The organism is Microbacterium jepli (genome assembly GCF_047237905.1).
Lineage (GTDB): Bacteria > Actinomycetota > Actinomycetes > Actinomycetales > Microbacteriaceae > Microbacterium.
The window spans coordinates 301,410-317,741 of record NZ_JBDFLW010000003.1 but is presented as its reverse complement, the minus strand read 5'-3'; the positions used below and the strand labels follow the sequence as shown (position 1 = coordinate 317,741).

15 protein-coding genes are annotated in these 16,332 nt (G+C 71.6%); 7 read left to right on the top strand and 8 right to left on the bottom strand.

Features of this window, described 5'->3' with window-relative positions; all coding sequences use genetic code 11:
- The first annotated feature begins 18 nt into the window (after positions 1 to 18).
- Together ABC304_RS02120 and radA are read left to right on the top strand one after the other, a co-directional pair.
- Entirely contained in the window at positions 19 to 1,401 is a 1,383-nt protein-coding gene (locus tag ABC304_RS02120) for an MFS transporter (RefSeq protein WP_412929045.1), read from the top strand.
- A 113-nt stretch (positions 1,402 to 1,514) separates the two neighbouring features.
- Entirely contained in the window at positions 1,515 to 2,882 is a 1,368-nt protein-coding gene (gene radA / locus ABC304_RS02115; RefSeq protein WP_412928662.1) for a DNA repair protein RadA, read from the top strand.
- A gap of 126 nt (positions 2,883 to 3,008) precedes the next feature.
- Here radA and ABC304_RS02110 read toward each other — a convergent pair whose 3' ends face one another.
- From ABC304_RS02110 to ABC304_RS02085, 6 genes are all read right to left on the bottom strand, one after another.
- Positions 3,009 to 3,419 (bottom strand): dehydrogenase, encoded by a 411-nt coding sequence (locus ABC304_RS02110; protein ID WP_412928661.1) that lies wholly within the window; start codon positions 3,417 to 3,419, stop codon positions 3,009 to 3,011.
- Between the two features lie 22 nt (positions 3,420 to 3,441).
- Positions 3,442 to 4,155 carry a FadR/GntR family transcriptional regulator gene (locus tag ABC304_RS02105; RefSeq protein WP_412928660.1) on the bottom strand — a complete coding sequence of 238 codons (714 nt, stop codon included), beginning with the start codon at positions 4,153 to 4,155 and terminating at the stop codon, positions 3,442 to 3,444.
- A 148-nt stretch (positions 4,156 to 4,303) separates the two neighbouring features.
- Positions 4,304 to 5,083 (bottom strand): 3-oxoacyl-ACP reductase, encoded by a 780-nt coding sequence (locus ABC304_RS02100; RefSeq protein WP_412928659.1) that lies wholly within the window; start codon positions 5,081 to 5,083, stop codon positions 4,304 to 4,306.
- A 46-nt stretch (positions 5,084 to 5,129) separates the two neighbouring features.
- Entirely contained in the window at positions 5,130 to 6,485 is a 1,356-nt protein-coding gene (locus ABC304_RS02095) for an aldehyde dehydrogenase family protein (protein ID WP_412928658.1), read from the bottom strand.
- Complete coding sequence (locus tag ABC304_RS02090; protein WP_412928657.1) at positions 6,482 to 7,258, bottom strand: gamma-glutamyl-gamma-aminobutyrate hydrolase family protein; 777 nt, start codon at positions 7,256 to 7,258, stop codon at positions 6,482 to 6,484. The genes ABC304_RS02095 and ABC304_RS02090 overlap by 4 nt, the downstream gene beginning before the upstream one ends.
- Complete coding sequence (locus ABC304_RS02085) at positions 7,239 to 8,594, bottom strand: glutamine synthetase family protein (RefSeq protein ID WP_412929043.1); 1,356 nt, start codon at positions 8,592 to 8,594, stop codon at positions 7,239 to 7,241. Before ABC304_RS02085 ends, ABC304_RS02090 begins: the two co-directional genes overlap by 20 nt.
- Positions 8,595 to 8,750: 156 nt before the next feature.
- Here ABC304_RS02085 and ABC304_RS02080 point away from each other — a divergent pair, with 156 nt between their 5' ends.
- On the top strand, positions 8,751 to 10,301 hold the full coding sequence (locus ABC304_RS02080; protein ID WP_412928656.1) for an amino acid permease: 1,551 nt from the start codon (positions 8,751 to 8,753) through the stop codon (positions 10,299 to 10,301).
- 368 nt (positions 10,302 to 10,669) lie between these two features.
- Here the strand turns inward: ABC304_RS02080 and ABC304_RS02075 are convergent, their stop codons facing one another.
- Both ABC304_RS02075 and ABC304_RS02070 read right to left on the bottom strand, forming a co-directional pair.
- Positions 10,670 to 11,389 (bottom strand): hypothetical protein, encoded by a 720-nt coding sequence (locus tag ABC304_RS02075; RefSeq protein ID WP_412928655.1) that lies wholly within the window; start codon positions 11,387 to 11,389, stop codon positions 10,670 to 10,672.
- Positions 11,390 to 11,442: 53 nt separating this feature from the next.
- Positions 11,443 to 12,060 carry a TetR/AcrR family transcriptional regulator gene (locus tag ABC304_RS02070; RefSeq protein WP_412928654.1) on the bottom strand — a complete coding sequence of 206 codons (618 nt, stop codon included), beginning with the start codon at positions 12,058 to 12,060 and terminating at the stop codon, positions 11,443 to 11,445.
- Positions 12,061 to 12,191: 131 nt separating this feature from the next.
- Here ABC304_RS02070 and ABC304_RS02065 point away from each other — a divergent pair, with 131 nt between their 5' ends.
- Genes ABC304_RS02065 through paaI form a run of 4 tightly spaced genes read left to right on the top strand, consistent with a single transcriptional unit; the run spans position 12,192 to position 16,295 of the window.
- On the top strand, positions 12,192 to 12,935 hold the full coding sequence (locus tag ABC304_RS02065; protein WP_412928653.1) for an enoyl-CoA hydratase/isomerase family protein: 744 nt from the start codon (positions 12,192 to 12,194) through the stop codon (positions 12,933 to 12,935).
- Positions 12,932 to 13,804, top strand: coding sequence for a 3-hydroxyacyl-CoA dehydrogenase family protein (locus ABC304_RS02060; protein WP_412928652.1), 873 nt, complete (start codon positions 12,932 to 12,934; stop codon positions 13,802 to 13,804). Before ABC304_RS02065 ends, ABC304_RS02060 begins: the two co-directional genes overlap by 4 nt.
- Positions 13,801 to 15,879, top strand: coding sequence for a phenylacetic acid degradation bifunctional protein PaaZ (gene paaZ / locus ABC304_RS02055; RefSeq protein WP_412928651.1), 2,079 nt, complete (start codon positions 13,801 to 13,803; stop codon positions 15,877 to 15,879). Before ABC304_RS02060 ends, paaZ begins: the two co-directional genes overlap by 4 nt.
- Positions 15,876 to 16,295 carry a hydroxyphenylacetyl-CoA thioesterase PaaI gene (paaI, locus tag ABC304_RS02050; RefSeq protein ID WP_412928650.1) on the top strand — a complete coding sequence of 140 codons (420 nt, stop codon included), beginning with the start codon at positions 15,876 to 15,878 and terminating at the stop codon, positions 16,293 to 16,295. Before paaZ ends, paaI begins: the two co-directional genes overlap by 4 nt.
- Positions 16,296 to 16,332 lie beyond the last annotated feature (37 nt).

Below are 16,332 nucleotides of genomic sequence, written 5' to 3'. Positions count from 1 at the left end.
TAGCCTGGCGACGTGAGCATGACCCTCGACGCGCAGCAGCGTCTCGTCGTCGCGATCGCCGCGCTGGCGTCGTTCGTGGCGTTCCTCGACGGCACCGTCGTCAACGTCGCCCTGCCCGCGATCGACCGGGAGCTCGGCGGTGGCCTCATCACCCAGCAGTGGGTGGTCGACGCCTACCTCATCACGCTCGGCGCGCTCATCCTGCTCGCCGGATCGGTCAGCGACGCGTTCGGCCGCATCCTGGTCATGCGCATCGGGCTGATCGGCTTCGGCATCGCCTCGATCGCGATCGCCGCGGCGCCCGATCCCCTCTTCCTCATCGTCGCCCGCGCGGTGCAGGGGGCGGCGGGCGCCTTCCTCGTGCCGAGCTCGCTCGCGCTCATCACCTCGACCATCCGCGGGCCGTTGCAGGGCAAGGCCATCGGCACCTGGACGGCGCTGACGACCGGCGCGATGATCGTCGGGCCGCTCATCGGCGGCCTCTTCGTCGACTACCTGTCGTGGCGCTTCGTTTTCCTCATCAACGTGCTGCCGATCGCGATCACGCTGTGGCTGCTGACCCGGCTCACCGCGCACGACCACCGCGAGCCCGGCACGCACATCGACTGGATCGGCGGAGCGATGTGCACCCTCGGACTGGGCGCCGCCGTCTTCGCGCTGATCGAGGAGCCGAACCTGGGGTGGGGCTCGCCCGCCATCTGGATCCCGGGCATCGCCGGCATCCTGCTGTTCATCGGGTTCCTCCTGCGTCAGCGCACGGTGGCCTCGCCGATCCTCCCGCTCGACCTGTTCTCGTCGCGCAACTTCTCCAGCGGCAACATCGCCACCTTCTTCATCTACGGCGCGCTCTCGCTCAACGGGTTCGTGCTGTCGGTCTACCTGCAGCAGGGCGCCGGACTCCCGGCCACCCTCGCCGGCCTCGCGAGCCTGCCCACCACGATCCTCATGGTGCTGCTCAGCTCGCGGATGGGCACCCTCGCCGGACGCCTGGGCCCCCGCCTGTTCATGACCGTCGGACCGCTCGTGATGGCGGCGGGCTCGCTCCTGCTGCTGCTCGTCTCGGAGTCCTTCGACTACTGGTGGCAGGTGCTGCCGGGCATGATCCTCTTCGGCCTCGGGCTCGCGACCACGGTCTCGCCGCTCACCTCGGCGATCCTCGGCGCCGTGCACACCGAGCGCTCGGGCATCGCGTCGGCGGTCAACAACGCCGTCTCGCGCGTCGCCGGTCTGCTGGTCATCGCCGCGCTCGCCACGATCGTCGGCGGATCGCTCGACCTCGCCGGCTTCCATCGGGCCGCACTCGTGACGGCGGGACTCCTCGTGCTCGGAGGCCTGGTCTCGTGGCTCGGGATCAGGAACCGGATGCTGCAGCCCGGCGCCGACGCACCGGTTGCGGGCTAGCGCGCCGCGCGTGCGCGGCTGCTGCGGTCGGGCTCGCGTCGCGGCCGGCTCGCGTCGCGGTCGGGCTCGCGTCGCGGCCGGGCGGTGTCGGGGGTCGCGGTTAGCCTGATCTCATGGCCACCCGTCGCGCTCCCGCCGTCGCGCCGTACCGCTGCACCGAGTGCCGCTGGACAACGTCGAAGTGGGCAGGTCGCTGCGGCGAGTGCCAGCAGTGGGGCACGGTCGTCGAAGCCGCCGAGCAGACCGGCATCCTGCGCACCATCACGGCCGTCGCGCCGACGGCCGACCGCCGCGCGCGACCGATCACGACGGTCGACAGCCGCGACACCCCGCGCCGCAGCACCGGCGTCGGCGAGTTCGACCGCGTGCTGGGCGGCGGCATCGTGCCGGGAGCGGCCATCCTGCTCTCCGGCGAGCCGGGCGTCGGCAAGTCCACGCTTCTGCTGGAGGTCGCCTCCGCCAGCGCCCGCGCCGGTCGCCGCGTGCTCTACGCGAGCGCCGAGGAGTCGATCGGACAGGTGCGCCTGCGCGCCGAGCGCACCGGCGCCCTGCACGACGAGCTCTACCTCGCCGCCGAGACCGATCTCGCGACGATCCTCGGCAACATCGACGAGGTGCGGCCCGAACTGCTCATCGTCGACTCCGTGCAGACCGTCTCGTCGTCGCTGTCGGAGGGCATGGCCGGGCATCCCGGTCAGGTGCGGGAGGTGGCATCCACGCTGATCCGTATCGCCAAGGAACGCGACCTTCCGGTCATCATCGTCGGCCACGTCACGAAAGACGGATCGATCGCCGGTCCGCGCATCCTCGAGCACCTCGTCGACGTCGTCTGCCACTTCGAGGGCGACCGGCAGACATCGCTGCGCTTCGTCCGCGCACTCAAGAACCGCTTCGGTGCGACCGACGAGGTCGGCTGCTTCGACATGACCGGATCCGGCATCGCCGAGGTTCCCGATCCCAGCCGGCTCTTCCTCGGCTCGGGCATCTCCGAGCCCGGAACGTGCGTCGCGATCGCCCTCGAGGGCAAGCGGGCGCTGCCGGTCGAGGTGCAGGCGCTGACGATCCACTCGACGGCCCCGAACCCGCGGCGCATCGTCAACGGCGTCGACTCCGCCCGCGTCGCGATGGTGCTCGCGGTGCTGGAGAAGAAGGCGGGCGTGAAGACCTCCGACCAGGACGTCTACGTCTCGACCGTCGGCGGTGTGCGCTTCACCGAGCCTGCGGCCGACCTCGCGATCGCCATCGCCGTGGCGGGTGCGCTGCGCAACGAATCGACGCCCACGCACCTGGCCGCGATCGGGGAGCTGAGCCTGGCCGGCGAGATCCGGCCCGTCACCCAGACCGCGCAGCGGCGCAGCGAGGCCGCCCGCCTGGGCTACTCCGAACTGATCGACGACCGCTCCGCCAAGCTGTCGAGCGCGCTGAACGACGTCCGCACCCGGGCCCGCTCCCGCCCCGGGGACGCCGCCCCGACCTTCTGACCCCCGCGCCCGCCCGTTGAGCGAGCGCAGCGAGCCGAAACGCCCCTCCACCCCCGCCCGTTGAGCGAGCGCAGCGAGCCGAAACGCGCCGCCACCACCCGCCCGTGCAGACGTCGCCCCGAGCTGTCAGGCCTCCAGCGCCGCGATCACGTCGGCGGGCGACGCCTGCATCGGATGCGGGCCGGCGATGTCGAAGAACACCGTGGTGATCTGGTCGCCGTGCGCGCTGAGGAAAGCCTTCAGCCACGCCGGGCCCTGCATCGCGACCGCCGGCGGCAGTGTCTCGGGCTTGTGCAGCGCGTCGCTGAACAGCAGCAGCGCCACGTCGCCCGTGCGCGGATCGCGGTACGTCCACACCTCGCCCGAGTCGAGCGGGTCGTCGCGGTCGCCTTGCTTCATCAGCGGGACGACCGTCGGACCGTGTCGCAGGGCGAAGGCGACCGCGGCCATGTCCTGGGTCTGGAGGGCGTCGGTCAGCGCGGTGTTGCGGAAATCGAGCGGCGCGCCCGTGCCGCCCTTCTTCTTTCCGGAAGCCATCGTTCCAGGGTAGCCGCGCCGGTCAGGCGAGGAAGCCGCGCAGCAGCGCCTCGGATCCGGCGAGGTGGGCGAGCACGCAGGCCTCGGCGGCATCCGCTCTCCCCGACAGGATCGCCGTCACCACCTGCTCGTGCTGCGCGTTGGAGTGCTCGATGTTGCGGGGCAACAGCGGGAACGTGTCCAACCACACGTTCACCTGCGCCCGGTTCTCGGCGATCAGCGGGACGAGCGACGGGATGCCGGCCGCCTCGGCGATCGCGAGATGCAGCAGAGTATCGGCTCGGCGGTACTCGCCCTCGCCGGCGGCCACCGTCGCCTCGTGACGCGCCCACAGCGCCGCGCGCTCCTCGGCGGAGAAGGTCCGCTCGGCGGCGGCGCGCGCTGCACCCGCCTCCAGCACGCGCCGCAGGCCGAGGATGTCGTCGATCTCGGCCGGCGTCACGGTCGAGTGCGCGGGCGGCGGCACCGGGTCGGCGACGAAGGTCCCGCCGTAGCGGCCTCGCCGGCGGACGAGGTAGCCGGCGTCGGCGAGCTCCTTGATCGCGTCACGGACGGTGTCGCGGCTGACGGCGAAGCGCGAGGCGAGCTCGCGCTCCGGCGGCAGCGACTCCCCCGGCGCCACCACCCCGAGCCGCAGGGTCTGCACGAGGCGGGCGACGGTGTCCTCGAGGGCGTTCCCCTCGCGCACCGGCCGATAGACCGCCCGCTGCACCTCCTCGAGCGGCGCCTCCGTCACGACCACCCCGTCGCCCGCGTGCACAACCCAGGCAGAACCGCGCGCCGGGCGGAGGGAACCGCCGGTCCGCCGCCCAAAAGCTGCGACCTGCCTGCGGTGTGCACGTCGGCCGAGCGTGAGGCCCCTACGAAGGCGTGGCGCGCGCTCATCAGAGCGGGGTGACGTAGGCGTTGGTGATCCCGCCGTCCACCACGAACGACGAGGCCGTGATGAACGACGCGTCGTCCGACGCGAGGAAGGCCACCGCGGCGGCGAGCTCCTCGGGTTCGGCGAAACGGCCCATCGGCACGTGCACGAGTCGACGCTGCGCGCGCTCGGGGTCCTTCGCGAACAGCTCCTGCAGCAGCGGCGTGTTCACCGGTCCGGGGCACAGCGCGTTCACCCGAACCCCCTGCCGGGCGAACTGCACGCCGAGCTCGCGGGTCATGGCAAGCACCCCGCCCTTCGACGCGGTGTAGCTGATCTGCGACGTCGCCGACCCCAGCAGCGCCACGAACGACGCCGTGTTGATGATCGACCCGCGACCGGCGGGCACCATGTGCCGCAGCGCCGCGCGCGAGCACAGGTAGACGCTCTTGAGGTTGACGTCCTGCACGCGATCCCATGCGGGCAGCTCGGTCGTCTCGATCGAGTCGTCGTCGGCCGGCGAGATGCCGGCGTTGTTGAACGCGATGTCGAGGCGGCCGAACTCCTCCGCCACGCCGTCGAAGAGGGCATCGACGGATGCCTCGTCCGCGACGTTCACGCGGCGGTAGACGCCGCCCACCTCGGCCGCGGTCGCCTCGCCGGCCGTCGGGTCCACGTCGGCGACGACGACCTTCGCGCCCTCCGCGGCGAAGCGACGGGCCGTCGCCAGTCCGATGCCGGAGCCTCCGCCCGTGATGATCGCGACCCGGTCCTTGAGGCGCTGCGTGAGGTCGATGGTCATGGTGCGATTCCTTCGGTCGTGAGGGGAGTGTGCGGGAAGAGGAGGATCACGTCGCGAAGAACACGTTCTTCGTCTCGGTGAAGTGCTCGGCCGCATCGGGTCCGAGCTCGCGTCCGAGTCCCGACGCCTTCATACCGCCGAACGGCGTCCAGTAGCGCACCGACGCGTGGGAGTTGACCGACAGCACGCCGCTCTTGACCGCCCGCGAGACGCGCACCGCGCGACCGAGGTTCTCGGTCCAGATGGAGCCCGCGAGACCGTAGATGGTGTCGTTGGCCAGACGGATGCCATCGGCCTCGTCGTCGAACGGCATGACCGCGACGACCGGTCCGAAGATCTCCTCCTGCGCGATGCGGTCTCCGCGCTCGGCCAGCACGACGGTCGGCGCGAACCAGAACCCGTCGCCCTCGGGCGCCGACCCGCGGAACGCGACGTCAGCTCCTTCGAGGAAGGACGCGACCGAGTCGCGGTGCGAGGCGGAGATGAGCGGACCCATCTGCGTCGACTCGAGTCGGGGATCCCCGACCTGCCACGCGGCGACGGCCGGCTCGAGCAGCTCGAGGAACCGGTCGTAGACCGACCGGTGCACGAGGATCCGGCTGCGGGCGCAGCAGTCCTGGCCGGCGTTGTCGAACACCGAGGCGGGCGCCGACTGCGCCGCGAGCTCGAGGTCGGCGTCGTCGAAGACGATGTTCGCGCTCTTGCCGCCGAGCTCGAGCGTCACGGGCTTCAGTCCCTGCGCACAGCCGGCGGCGACCGAGACGCCGACCTCGGTCGAGCCGGTGAAGACGACCTTGCGCACGTCCGGGTGCGTGACGAACCGCTCCCCGACGACCGAGCCGGCGCCCGTGACGACGGCGAACAGCCCCTCCGGCAGCCCCGCCTCGACCGCGAGCTCCCCCAGGCGCACCGCCGTGAGCGAGGTCAGCTCCGCGGGCTTGAGCACGACGGCGTTGCCCGCGGCGAGCGCGGGGGCGAAGCCCCACGACGCGATCGTCATCGGGAAGTTCCACGGCACGATGATGCCCACCACGCCGTACGGCTCGTGGAACGTGACATCCAGCCCGCCGCTCACCGGGATCTGCTGCCCGGAGAGGCGCTCGGGCGCGCCGGCGTAGAAGTTCAGCACCTGGGCGACGTGCGACGCCTCCCAGCGGGCCGACTCGATCGGGTGCCCGGAGTTGCGAACTTCGAGCTGCGCGAGCTCCTCGACGTGCTCCTCGACCACCCGCGCGAAGCGACGCAGGGCGTCGGCGCGCGCCAGCGGTGCGAGGTCCGCCCACGTCCGCTGCACGTCGACGGCCCGTGCGATGACGGCATCGACCTCGTCGACGGAGGCTCGCGGCACCTCCTGGAATGCCTGGCCGGTCGACGGATCGATCAGCGTGAAGGTGGCGGTCATGTGTGCACTCCTGTCCGGGCGGCCGCGTAGCGCTCCGCTTCCCCGACGAGCCCGGCGAACAGCCGCCGATCCTCGATGTTCTCCTCCGGGTGCCACTGCACGCCGATCAGGTACGACTCCCCCGGAGCCGACTCGAACGCCTGCACGAGACCGTCGTCGGCGGCGGCGACGGGGACGAGACCCTCGCCGAGCCGGTCGACGCCCTGGTGGTGGTAGCTGTGCACGGCGAAGGGTCCGGCGCCCAGCATCCCGGCCAGTCGCGAGTCCGAGGAGACCTCGACGGTGTTCGTCGCGAAGACGCCGCCGCCGATGCGGTAGCGCTCGGTGCCCAGCGCCTCCGGCAGGTGCTGGTGCAGGGTGCCGCCCCGCGCGACGTTGACCAGCTGCAGCCCGCGGCAGATCGCGAGCACGGGCATGCGCCGGGCCTCCGCTCCGCGGTACAGGGCGAGCTCCCACGCGTCGCGATCGGGCCGGGCGGGATCGGTCCGCGGGTCGCGCTCGGCGCCGTACAGCTCCGGCTGCACGTCCATGCCGCCCGTGAGGACGAGCCCGTCGATGCCCTCGAGGACAGCGGATGCCGCGGCATCCACCATCTCCGGATCCGTCGCGTGCTGCGGCGGCAGCAGCACGGCGACACCACCGGAAGCGGTCACGGAGTCGAAGTACTGCTGGGGCAGGAAGGCGGCGCGGACATCCCAGACACCCTGCGTCGCGCGCTCGAGGTAGGTCGTCAGGCCGATGACCGGCGGGCGGTCAGAGACGCTCGAAGCCACGCACCCGCTCCCAGTCTGTGACGGCGGCGTCGTAGGCCTCGACCTCGATGCGCGCCTGGTTCAGGTAGTGCTCCACCATGTCGTCGCCGAACGCCGCTCGCGCGACGGCCGACTCGCTGAAGAGCTGCGCGGCCTCCCGCAGGGTCGTCGGGAGGTGGTCGACGCCGGCCGCGTAGGCGTTGCCGGAGAGCGGGTCGGGCAGCGGCAGCTCGTTCTCGACGCCGTGCAGGCCCCCGGCGATGATGGCCGCGATGGCGAGGTAGGGGTTCACGTCGCCGCCGGGCACGCGGTTCTCCACGCGCAGCGAGCCGCCGTGGCCGACGACGCGCAGGGCGCACGTGCGGTTGTCGACACCCCACGCGATGCCGGTCGGAGCGAACGACCCCTTCGCGAAGCGCTTGTAGGAGTTGATGTTCGGCGCCAGCAGGAGGGTGAACTCGCGCAGCGTCGCGAGGATGCCCGCGATCCAGTGCTCCATGAACGGGCTGAAGCCGTGCGGGCCGTCGCCGGCCATGACCGCCTCGCCGCCGTCGCCGCGGACCGACAGGTGGATGTGGCAGCTGTTGCCCTCGCGCTCGTTGAACTTCGCCATGAACGTCAGCGACTTGCCGTGCTTGTCGGCGATCTCCTTCGCGCCGTTCTTGTAGATCGCGTGCTGATCCGCCGTCTCCTGCGCCTCGGCGAAGCGGAACGCGATCTCCTGCTGACCGAAGTTGCACTCGCCCTTCACGCCCTCGCAGTAGAGGCCGGCACCCTCCATGCCGTTGCGGATGTCGCGCAGCAGCGGCTCCATGCGTGTGGAGGCGAGGATGTTGTAATCGACGTTGTAGTCCGTGGCCGGCTGCAGTCCGGTGTATCCCTTCGCCCAGGCATCCCGGAACGAGTCGTCGAAGACGATGAACTCGAGCTCCGTCCCGGCGTAGGCCGTGAGGCCGCGGTCCGCCAGGCGTGCGCGCTGGCGATCCAGGATGTCGCGGGGCGACTGCACGACGCGGTCGCCGTTCTCCCACTGCAGGTCCGCCATGACCAGCGCGGTCGCCGGCAGCCAGGGGATCCGGCGCAGCGTCGAGAGGTCGGGTGAGAGCACCATGTCGCCGTAGCCGGTCTCCCAGCTGGCCATGGGGTAGCCGTCGACGGTGTTCATGTCGACGTCGACGGAGAGCAGATAGTTGCACGCCTCGGCGCCGTGGCCGAGCACCTCCTCGGCGAAGAAGCGCCCCGCGACCCGCTTGCCGACGAGGCGTCCCTGCGCGTCGGCGAACGCCAGGATCACCGTGTCGACGGCTCCCGATGCGATGTCGGCCTTCAGGTCGGTCACGCTGAGGTTTCCCGGCATGTGCTGCGCCCCTTCGTCGTCGACGCCGGACGCCGTGCGCATCCGTCGAGTGATCGTAACGAGGAACTTACACGCAAAGGTAGACATGGGGTACCAATAGGCATCACCATGGGGGCCACGCGCCGTCGAGCGCGCCACCCGAACCCCGGAGGATGGATGTCTCACGAGAGCAGCGGCGGCCGGAAGGTCGCCGGCGCGACCTATACGCGCGCCGGACAGGGCTATTTCGACAAGCGCACGCTGAAGCGCTCGGCCGGCGTCTGGGGGTTGTGGGGGCTCGCGGTGGCCGCCGTCATCTCCGGCGACTTCTCCGGGTGGAACTTCGGCATCGGGTTCGCCGGATTCGGCGGCATGCTGATCGCCTTCGCGATCCTCGTGCTCATGTACTACGGCATGATCTTCTCGATCGGCGAGATGGCGGCCGCCATGCCCCACACCGGAGGCGCCTACTCCTTCGCGCGGTCGGCCATGGGGCCGTGGGGCGGCCTCATCACCGGCGCCGCCGAGACGATCGAGTACGTCGCGACCACAGCGGTCATCGTCTACTTCTCGGCGAGCTACGCCAACGGCATCCTCGAGTCACTGCTGGGCATCACCCTGCCCGGATGGGTGCTGTACATCATCCTGTACGGCATCTTCATCGCACTGAACTCCGCCGGCGCGAACATCTCCTTCCGCTTCGCGATCGTCGTGTCGATCATCTCGATCGGCATCCTGCTGGTCTTCACGGGCATGGCGATCTTCTCGCCCGCGCTGGACTGGAGCTCGCTGTGGAACATCGCCCCCGACCCGGGCTGGAACGAGTTCCTTCCCCACGGCGTGCTGCCGATCCTGTTCGCGCTGCCGTTCGCGATGTGGTTCTTCCTCGGCATCGAGGAGCTCCCGCTGGCCGCGGAGGAGGCGCATGACCCGGTCCGCGACATCCCCAAGGCCGGCTTCTGGGCCCGCGGCACCCTCATCGTGACCGGCCTGCTCGTCCTCTTCTTCAACACGGCGCTCATCGGCTCCGAGGCGATGGGCGCGCCCGACCAGGGCGAGCCGCTGCTCAACGGCTTCCGCGCGATGGTCGGCGACCAGGCGGCCGCCGTGCTCGCCCTGTTCGCCCTCATCGGCCTCCTCGCCTCGCTCCAGGGCATCATGTTCGCCTACGGCCGCAACATGTACTCGCTGTCACGGGCGGGCTACTACCCGCAGTTCCTCTCGCTCACCGGCAAGCGCCAGACGCCGTGGGTCGCGCTCATCGTGGGCGCGGTGATCGGGTTCGTCGCGCTGGTGGTGCTGGACGTGCTCGCCACGCTTAACGAGGGCGCCGGAGCGCTGGCGGGCGCGATCGTGCTGAACATCGCCGTGTGGGGCGCCGTGCTGGCCTACCTGCTGCAGATGATCTCGTTCGTCATCCTGCGCAGGAAGTTCCCGAACGCCAGTCGTCCGTACCGCAGCCCGTGGGGCATCCCCGGAGCGGTGCTGGCCGCGGCGATCTCCGCGCTCATCTTCGTCGGCTTCCTGCTGAACCCCACGTTCGGACCGGCCATCGTCGCCATCGTCATCGTCTACGTCGTGATCCTGCTGGGCTTCGCCCTCTTCTTCCGGCACCGCCTGGTGCTCTCGCCGGAGGAGGAGTACGCCCTGTCCGGGGGCGAGCACGGCGATCCGCAGGCCGAGGGCTACGACGCGATGGAGAAGGACGTCTTCGGCGACCGACGCTGACGGATCGCGCACGAAGGCCCGCCGGCATCCGTCGGCGGGCCTTCTTCGTGCCCGGCGACGAGAGTGGCGTGGCCGGCGACGAGACCTTCGTGCTCCAGGACGGCGCCCCGCCCGGTTCGCCCTTTCACGCCCCGGGAAAGACACAGGGCCCTCTCGACTCCCCCGCTGCGCGGCGGACGATTCGAGAGGGCCCAGGGCTCTCCGCCTGATTCGTACCGGTTCGCTGGGGACGAGGTCCGGAATCGCTACTGGGGGAAGCGACGAGTCATTTGGGAGCTAGCTCAATGCTAAGCGGCCGGTCAAATCCCGTCTGTCCCCTCTTCGGGGGACAAAATCCCGGTCCGCACTCGGGTTTTTGCGGAGCGGTGTCAGTACAGCAGCATCTGCGCCGGATCTGTGGACGCGACGCCGCCGATCTCGACGGACAGGAAGTAGGACGCCCCACCGCCGGGAGCGCGCTGGCGGTCCGTCGCATCGCAGGACGAGACCGAGGAGCGCGTGCGGTCCCACACGAGCGGGGTCGCGCTGGAGACGGACTGGCCGGGGGCGATCAGCACGACCATGTCGCTGGGCTCGGTCTGGCAGTCCGTCGAGCGCCACCAGACGTCCTCGCCGCTCTTGACGGTGAACTTCTGCGTCGTCGTTCCGACGTTCATCGTGCAGCCAACGGCGCTGTTGTTGGTCAGCGTGATCGACAGCTGCGGATTCTGGCCCGCCGCGTACGTGTCCTGATCGGTGCGGGCCTGCACGGTCACATCCGATGCCCGGCACGGCTCAGGAGCCGGGGTCGCCGTAGCCGAGGGACTCGGAGCGGGCGAGGCGGAGGCCGCGGCATCCGCGGGCGTCGAGGTCGGCGTCGGAGTGGCGTCCGGCGCCTCGTCGGGCACGGGTTCCTCGGTCGGAGACGCCGACCGCGAAGCGGATGCCGCGGGCACCGCGGCACCCGTGGGCTGCGCGCTTCCGCGCCAGGGCTGCGCGACGAGCACCCACACCAGTGCGACGGCGACGAGCACCGCGAGCAGGAGCGCGAGGCGGCGGCGTCGGTACACCGCCTTCGAGCGTCGCGTGCGGGTGGTCGGAGCAGTCACCCCTCCAGGCTAAGCGGCGGTTCTGCGCGCTCCCGTTCCGGCGCGCCCCGAGGTCAGGGTCGGGGTGCGGAGTCGGCCTGAAGGCCCTCGAGTACGACACGCAGGACGTCCTCGCCCAGCTCCTCCGGATCGACGGCGCCACCCGGCCGGTACCACTCGACGAGGGAGTTGACCATACCGAAGATGAGCCTCGTCGCCACCGCCGCGTCGATGTCGGGGCGCAGCATCCCCTCGTCCTGCGCGACGCGCACCAGCTGCGTCACCGCGTGGTCGAACGAGCGCCGCCGGGCGAGGGCCGCGCGCTCGACCTCGCTGTTGCCGCGCACGCGCAGCAGCAGCGTGACGTACGGGAGCTTGTCGGTCAGCACCGAGACCGCGCCGCGGACGATGACCCGCAGTCGCTGTGCGGCGTCGCCGGCGTCGGACTGCGCGTCGCGCAGCACCGCCTCGAGACCGTCGAGCGCTTCGTCGAGGGCGACCTGGAGCAGGGCGTCCTTCGACGGGAAGTGGTGGTAGAGCGCGGACTTGGTGACCCCGAGGCGTCCGGTCAGGTCGGCGACCGACGTGGCGTCGAAGCCCTGCTCGTTGAAGAGCGCGACGGCGACGGCGAGCACCTGCGCGCGGTCGTGCCCTGGGCGGCCGCGACGCACGGACGCGGGCGCGGAGGTCATGCCCCCAGTGTGGCACCGGCGCGTTTCGTCTCGCTCCTCACATCGCCTTGCCGCTCCTCCACCGGCCTGACATGATTACTGAACGATCGGTCTGCAAAGGTGCACGCCGCGGGGGTCGGGAAGGACGGACGATGACGACGGATGCTGCGCTCCGCGTCGACCGGCGGCGCGACCGCGTCGTCGCCACCCTCGACCGCCCCGCGACACGCAACGCCATCGATCTCGAGATCGTCGATGCGCTCCACGCACTGTGCGCCGAGCTGGAGACGGACCCGCGGACCCTCATCCTCACCGGGGCCGGCGGCGTCTTCGCCTCGGGCGCCGACATCGCGCAGCTGCGCGACCGCACGGCGGACGACGCCCGGCGCGGCATCAACACCACGGTGTTCCGTCGCATCCACGACCTGCCGATGCCGGTCATCGCCGCGATCCGGGGCTACGCACTGGGCGGCGGCGCCGAGCTCGCGTACGCCTCCGACGTGCGCATCGCCGCACCCGACCTGCGCATCGGAAACCCCGAGACCGGTCTGGGCATCATCGCCGCGGCCGGCGCCACCTGGCTGCTGCCGGAGCTCGTCGGCGCCGCGCGCGCCGCCGACATGCTCCTCACCGGCCGCGTCCTCGACGCCGATGAGGCCCTGGCCTGGGGTCTCGTCGCGGCCGTCCACCCCGCCGATCGCCTCCTCGATGCGGCGCACGCGATCGCCGACCGCATCGCTCGCGCCGACGCGCTCGCCACCCGACACACCAAGACCGCCCTCCGCGCGCCGGCCACAGCGCACCCCGACCTCGAGCTCGAACTCCAGGCCGAGCTGTTCGATCGCCCCGAGAAGCGCACCCGCATGACCGCCTTCCTCGAACGGAGACGCCCGTGACCGCGACCGACGCCCCTCGCCCTCCCGCCCGTGTCGGCCTGCTCGGCGGCGGTCGCATGGGCGCCGGCATCGCCCACGCGTTCCTCCTCGCCGGATCCGACGTCGCCGTGGTCGAGCGCGATGCGGAGGCCGCAGCATCCGCTCGCTCCCGCATCCTCGCGTCGATCGAGCGGTCCGTCGCGAAGGGCACGACGGATGCCGCACCCGAGCAGATCGCGGCCGCACTGCAGGTCGGCACCGACGTCGGCGCCTTCGCCGGTCGCACCCTGGTCGTCGAGGCGCTGCCCGAGGACCGCGCCCTGAAGCTCGACGGCCTGCGCCGGGTCGAGGACGCGCTCGACGGCGACGGCGCGCTCGCCACCAACACCTCCTCGATCTCGATCGATGCGCTCGGCCTCGAGCTGCGGCATCCGGACCGCTTCCTGGGACTGCACTTCTTCAATCCGGTGCCGGCGTCGCAGCTCGTCGAGGTGGTGGTCGGCACATCGACGGACGCCGACCTCGTCGTGCGCGCCCAGGAGTGGGTCGCCTCGCTCAGCAAGCAGGCGATCACGGTGCGCGACGCGCCCGGCTTCGCCTCCAGCCGCCTCGGAGTCGCGCTCGGGCTCGAGGCGATCCGGATGCTGGAGGAGGGCGTCGCGTCGGCGGCCGACATCGACCGCGCCATGGAGCTCGGCTACCGGCATCCGATGGGCCCGCTGCGCACGACCGACATCGTCGGACTCGACGTCCGCCTGGGCATCGCGGAGGAGCTGGAGGCGGCCTACGGCGAGCGCTTCGCCGCCCCCGCACTGCTGCGCCGCATGGTCGCGGAAGGCCGGCTGGGCCGCAAGAGCGGCTCCGGCTTCTACGAATGGAGCGACGAATGACGACCGAGGTGCTGCCCAGCTATCTGCGCGATTCCTGGTGGAGGCCGACCGAGCCGGTCGATGCGGCGATCGTCGCGGACGCGTCGACCGGAGCGCCGATCACGCGCGTCAGCACGACCGGCATCGACACGCGGGCCGTGCTCGACCACGCCCGGACGGTCGGGCAACGCACGCTCGGCGCGCTCACCTTCCACCAGCGGGCCGTGCTGCTCAAGCAGATGGCGACGGCGCTGACGGAGCGGAAGGAGGAGCTGTACGAGCTGTCGATGGCGGCGGGCTCCACCCGCCGCGACTCCCTGAGCGACGTCGACGGCGGCATCGGCGTGCTGTTCACCTACTCGTCGAAGGGGCGCCGCGAACTGCCGAACGGCCGCGTCTACCTCGACGGTCCGGTCGAGACGCTGTCGAAGGACGGCACCTTCCTCGGTCGCCACGTCTACACGCGCCTCACCGGCGTCGCGGTGCAGATCAACGCCTTCAACTTCCCGATGTGGGGGGCCCTGGAGAAATTCGCGCCGGCGTTCCTCGCCGGGGTGCCGTCGGTGGTCAAGCCCGCCACCCCGACCGCCTACATCGCGGAGGCATGGGTGCGGATGCTGGCCGAGGCGGAGCTCCTGCCCGACGGCGCGCTGCAGCTGATCAGCGGTCCCGTGCCGGGCCTGCTCGAGGCGCTCCGGCTGGGCGACCTCGTCGGCTTCACCGGCAGCGCCGACACCGCCCGGCGGCTGCGCGCGCTCGTGACGCCCGACGTCCGCTTCACCAGCGAGACCGACTCGATCAACGCGTCGGTGCTCGGCCCCGACGCGGCGGCGGGCACGCCGGAGTTCGACGCCTACGTGAAGCAGCTGATGGTGGAGCTCACCACCAAGGCGGGGCAGAAGTGCACGGCCATCCGCCGGGCGATCGTGCCCGCCGCCGCGGCAGACGCGATCGTCGAGGCGCTGCGCGCACTGCTGGCGGCGCGCACGGTGCTGGGCGATCCGCGCGCGGAGGGCGTGACGATGGGTCCGCTCGTCTCGCGCGCGCAGCGCGACGAGGTCGTCCGCCAGGTGGGGGTGCTGCAGGATGCCGGTGGTCGCCTGCTCCTCGGAGACCTCGCCGAACCGCGGGTGCGCCGCGCCGACGGCACGACCGGAACCGCCCCCGACGGCGCCTTCCTCGCGCCGCTGCTGATCGGCTTCGACGATCCGACCACCGCTGTCGCACACGACGTCGAGGCCTTCGGCCCCGTCGCCAGCCTCCTCCCCTACGCCACGGTGGCGGAGGCCGCCGACCTCATCACGCGGGGCGGGGGATCGCTGGTCACCAGCGTCGCCACGAGCGACCCCGCCGTCGCCCTGGAGCTACTCACGGCCACCGCGGCCTCCAACGGCCGCATGCTCTTCCTCGACCGCGCCGACGCGCGCAGCTCCACCGGTCACGGCGCCCCCGTCCCGCACCTCGTGCACGGCGGCCCCGGACGCGCGGGCGGCGGCGAGGAGCTCGGCGGCATGCGGGCCGTGCTGCACCACATGCAGCGCACGGCCGTGCAGGGCAGCCCCGACATGCTCACCGCCCTCACCGGCGTCTGGCACACCGGCGCCGAGGCGGCGAGCGCCGGCATCCATCCGTTCCGCAAGCCGCTGAGCGGCCTGCGCGTCGGCGACCGCGTCGACTCGCCCGAGCGGGAGGTCGCCCTCGCCGACATCGAGACCTTCGCCCGGTTCACGGGCGACACCTTCTACGCCCACATGGACGAGGACGCCGCCGCGGCCAACCCCTTCTTCCCCGGCCGCGTGGCGCACGGCTACCTGCTGGTGTCGTGGGCCGCTGGCCTGTTCGTCGACCCCGACCCGGGTCCGGTGCTGGCCAACTACGGACTCGAGGACCTCCGCTTCGTCACGCCCGTCTCGCCCGGTGACCGCATCCGCGTGACGCTGACGGCCAAGCAGATCACGCCGCGCGAGACCGACGAGTATGGCGAGGTGCGCTGGGACGCCCTCATCCGCAACCAGCGCGACGAGACCGTCGCCACCTACGACGTGCTCACCCTCGTCGCGAAGACGTGGGAGACGGCGGAGCCGGTGCCCGCATGACCGGCCCCGACGGACAGGCGCCGGTGCGCCCGATGATGCGCCGCGACCGCGCGTCCGCCGCGCTGGGCATGGTCGTCGAGAAGGACCTCCCCGGCGACGCGGTCGTGTCGATGCCGGTCCGCGCCGACATGACCAACGGCTTCGGACTCACCCACGGCGGCCTCGTCTTCGCCCTCGCCGACACGGCCTTCGCGATCGCGTGCAACGAGGACGAGCAGGTCACGGTCGCCTCCGGAGCCGATATCGCGTTCCTCAAGCCGACCTCCGCAGGACAGGTGCTCACCGCCCACGCCGTGCGCCGCGTGCGACGCGGCCGCAACGGGATCTACGACGTGACGGTGACCGACGAGACCGGTGACGTCGTGGCCGAGATGCGCGGGCGGTCGTTCGCGACCGACAGACCGCAGACCGGCTGATGGGCGCGATGTCCGGATGCCGCGGCATCCGGTCTCT

Excerpts from the sequence above, each read along its gene's own strand:
- radA (WP_412928662.1), top strand. The coding sequence starts at position 1,515 with ATGGCCACCCGTCGCGCTCCCGCCGTCGCGCCGTACCGCTGCACCGAG.
- ABC304_RS02085 (WP_412929043.1), bottom strand. The coding sequence starts at position 8,594 with ATGCCGGGAAACCTCAGCGTGACCGACCTGAAGGCCGACATCGCATCG.
- ABC304_RS02080 (WP_412928656.1), top strand. The coding sequence starts at position 8,751 with ATGTCTCACGAGAGCAGCGGCGGCCGGAAGGTCGCCGGCGCGACCTAT.
- ABC304_RS02070 (WP_412928654.1), bottom strand. The coding sequence starts at position 12,060 with ATGACCTCCGCGCCCGCGTCCGTGCGTCGCGGCCGCCCAGGGCACGAC.
- ABC304_RS02095 (WP_412928658.1), bottom strand. The coding sequence starts at position 6,485 with ATGACCGCCACCTTCACGCTGATCGATCCGTCGACCGGCCAGGCATTC.
- ABC304_RS02110 (WP_412928661.1), bottom strand. The coding sequence starts at position 3,419 with ATGGCTTCCGGAAAGAAGAAGGGCGGCACGGGCGCGCCGCTCGATTTC.
- ABC304_RS02100 (WP_412928659.1), bottom strand. The coding sequence starts at position 5,083 with ATGACCATCGACCTCACGCAGCGCCTCAAGGACCGGGTCGCGATCATC.
- paaZ (WP_412928651.1), top strand. The coding sequence starts at position 13,801 with ATGACGACCGAGGTGCTGCCCAGCTATCTGCGCGATTCCTGGTGGAGG.
- ABC304_RS02065 (WP_412928653.1), top strand. The coding sequence starts at position 12,192 with ATGACGACGGATGCTGCGCTCCGCGTCGACCGGCGGCGCGACCGCGTC.
- paaI (WP_412928650.1), top strand. The coding sequence starts at position 15,876 with ATGACCGGCCCCGACGGACAGGCGCCGGTGCGCCCGATGATGCGCCGC.
- ABC304_RS02120 (WP_412929045.1), top strand. The coding sequence starts at position 19 with ATGACCCTCGACGCGCAGCAGCGTCTCGTCGTCGCGATCGCCGCGCTG.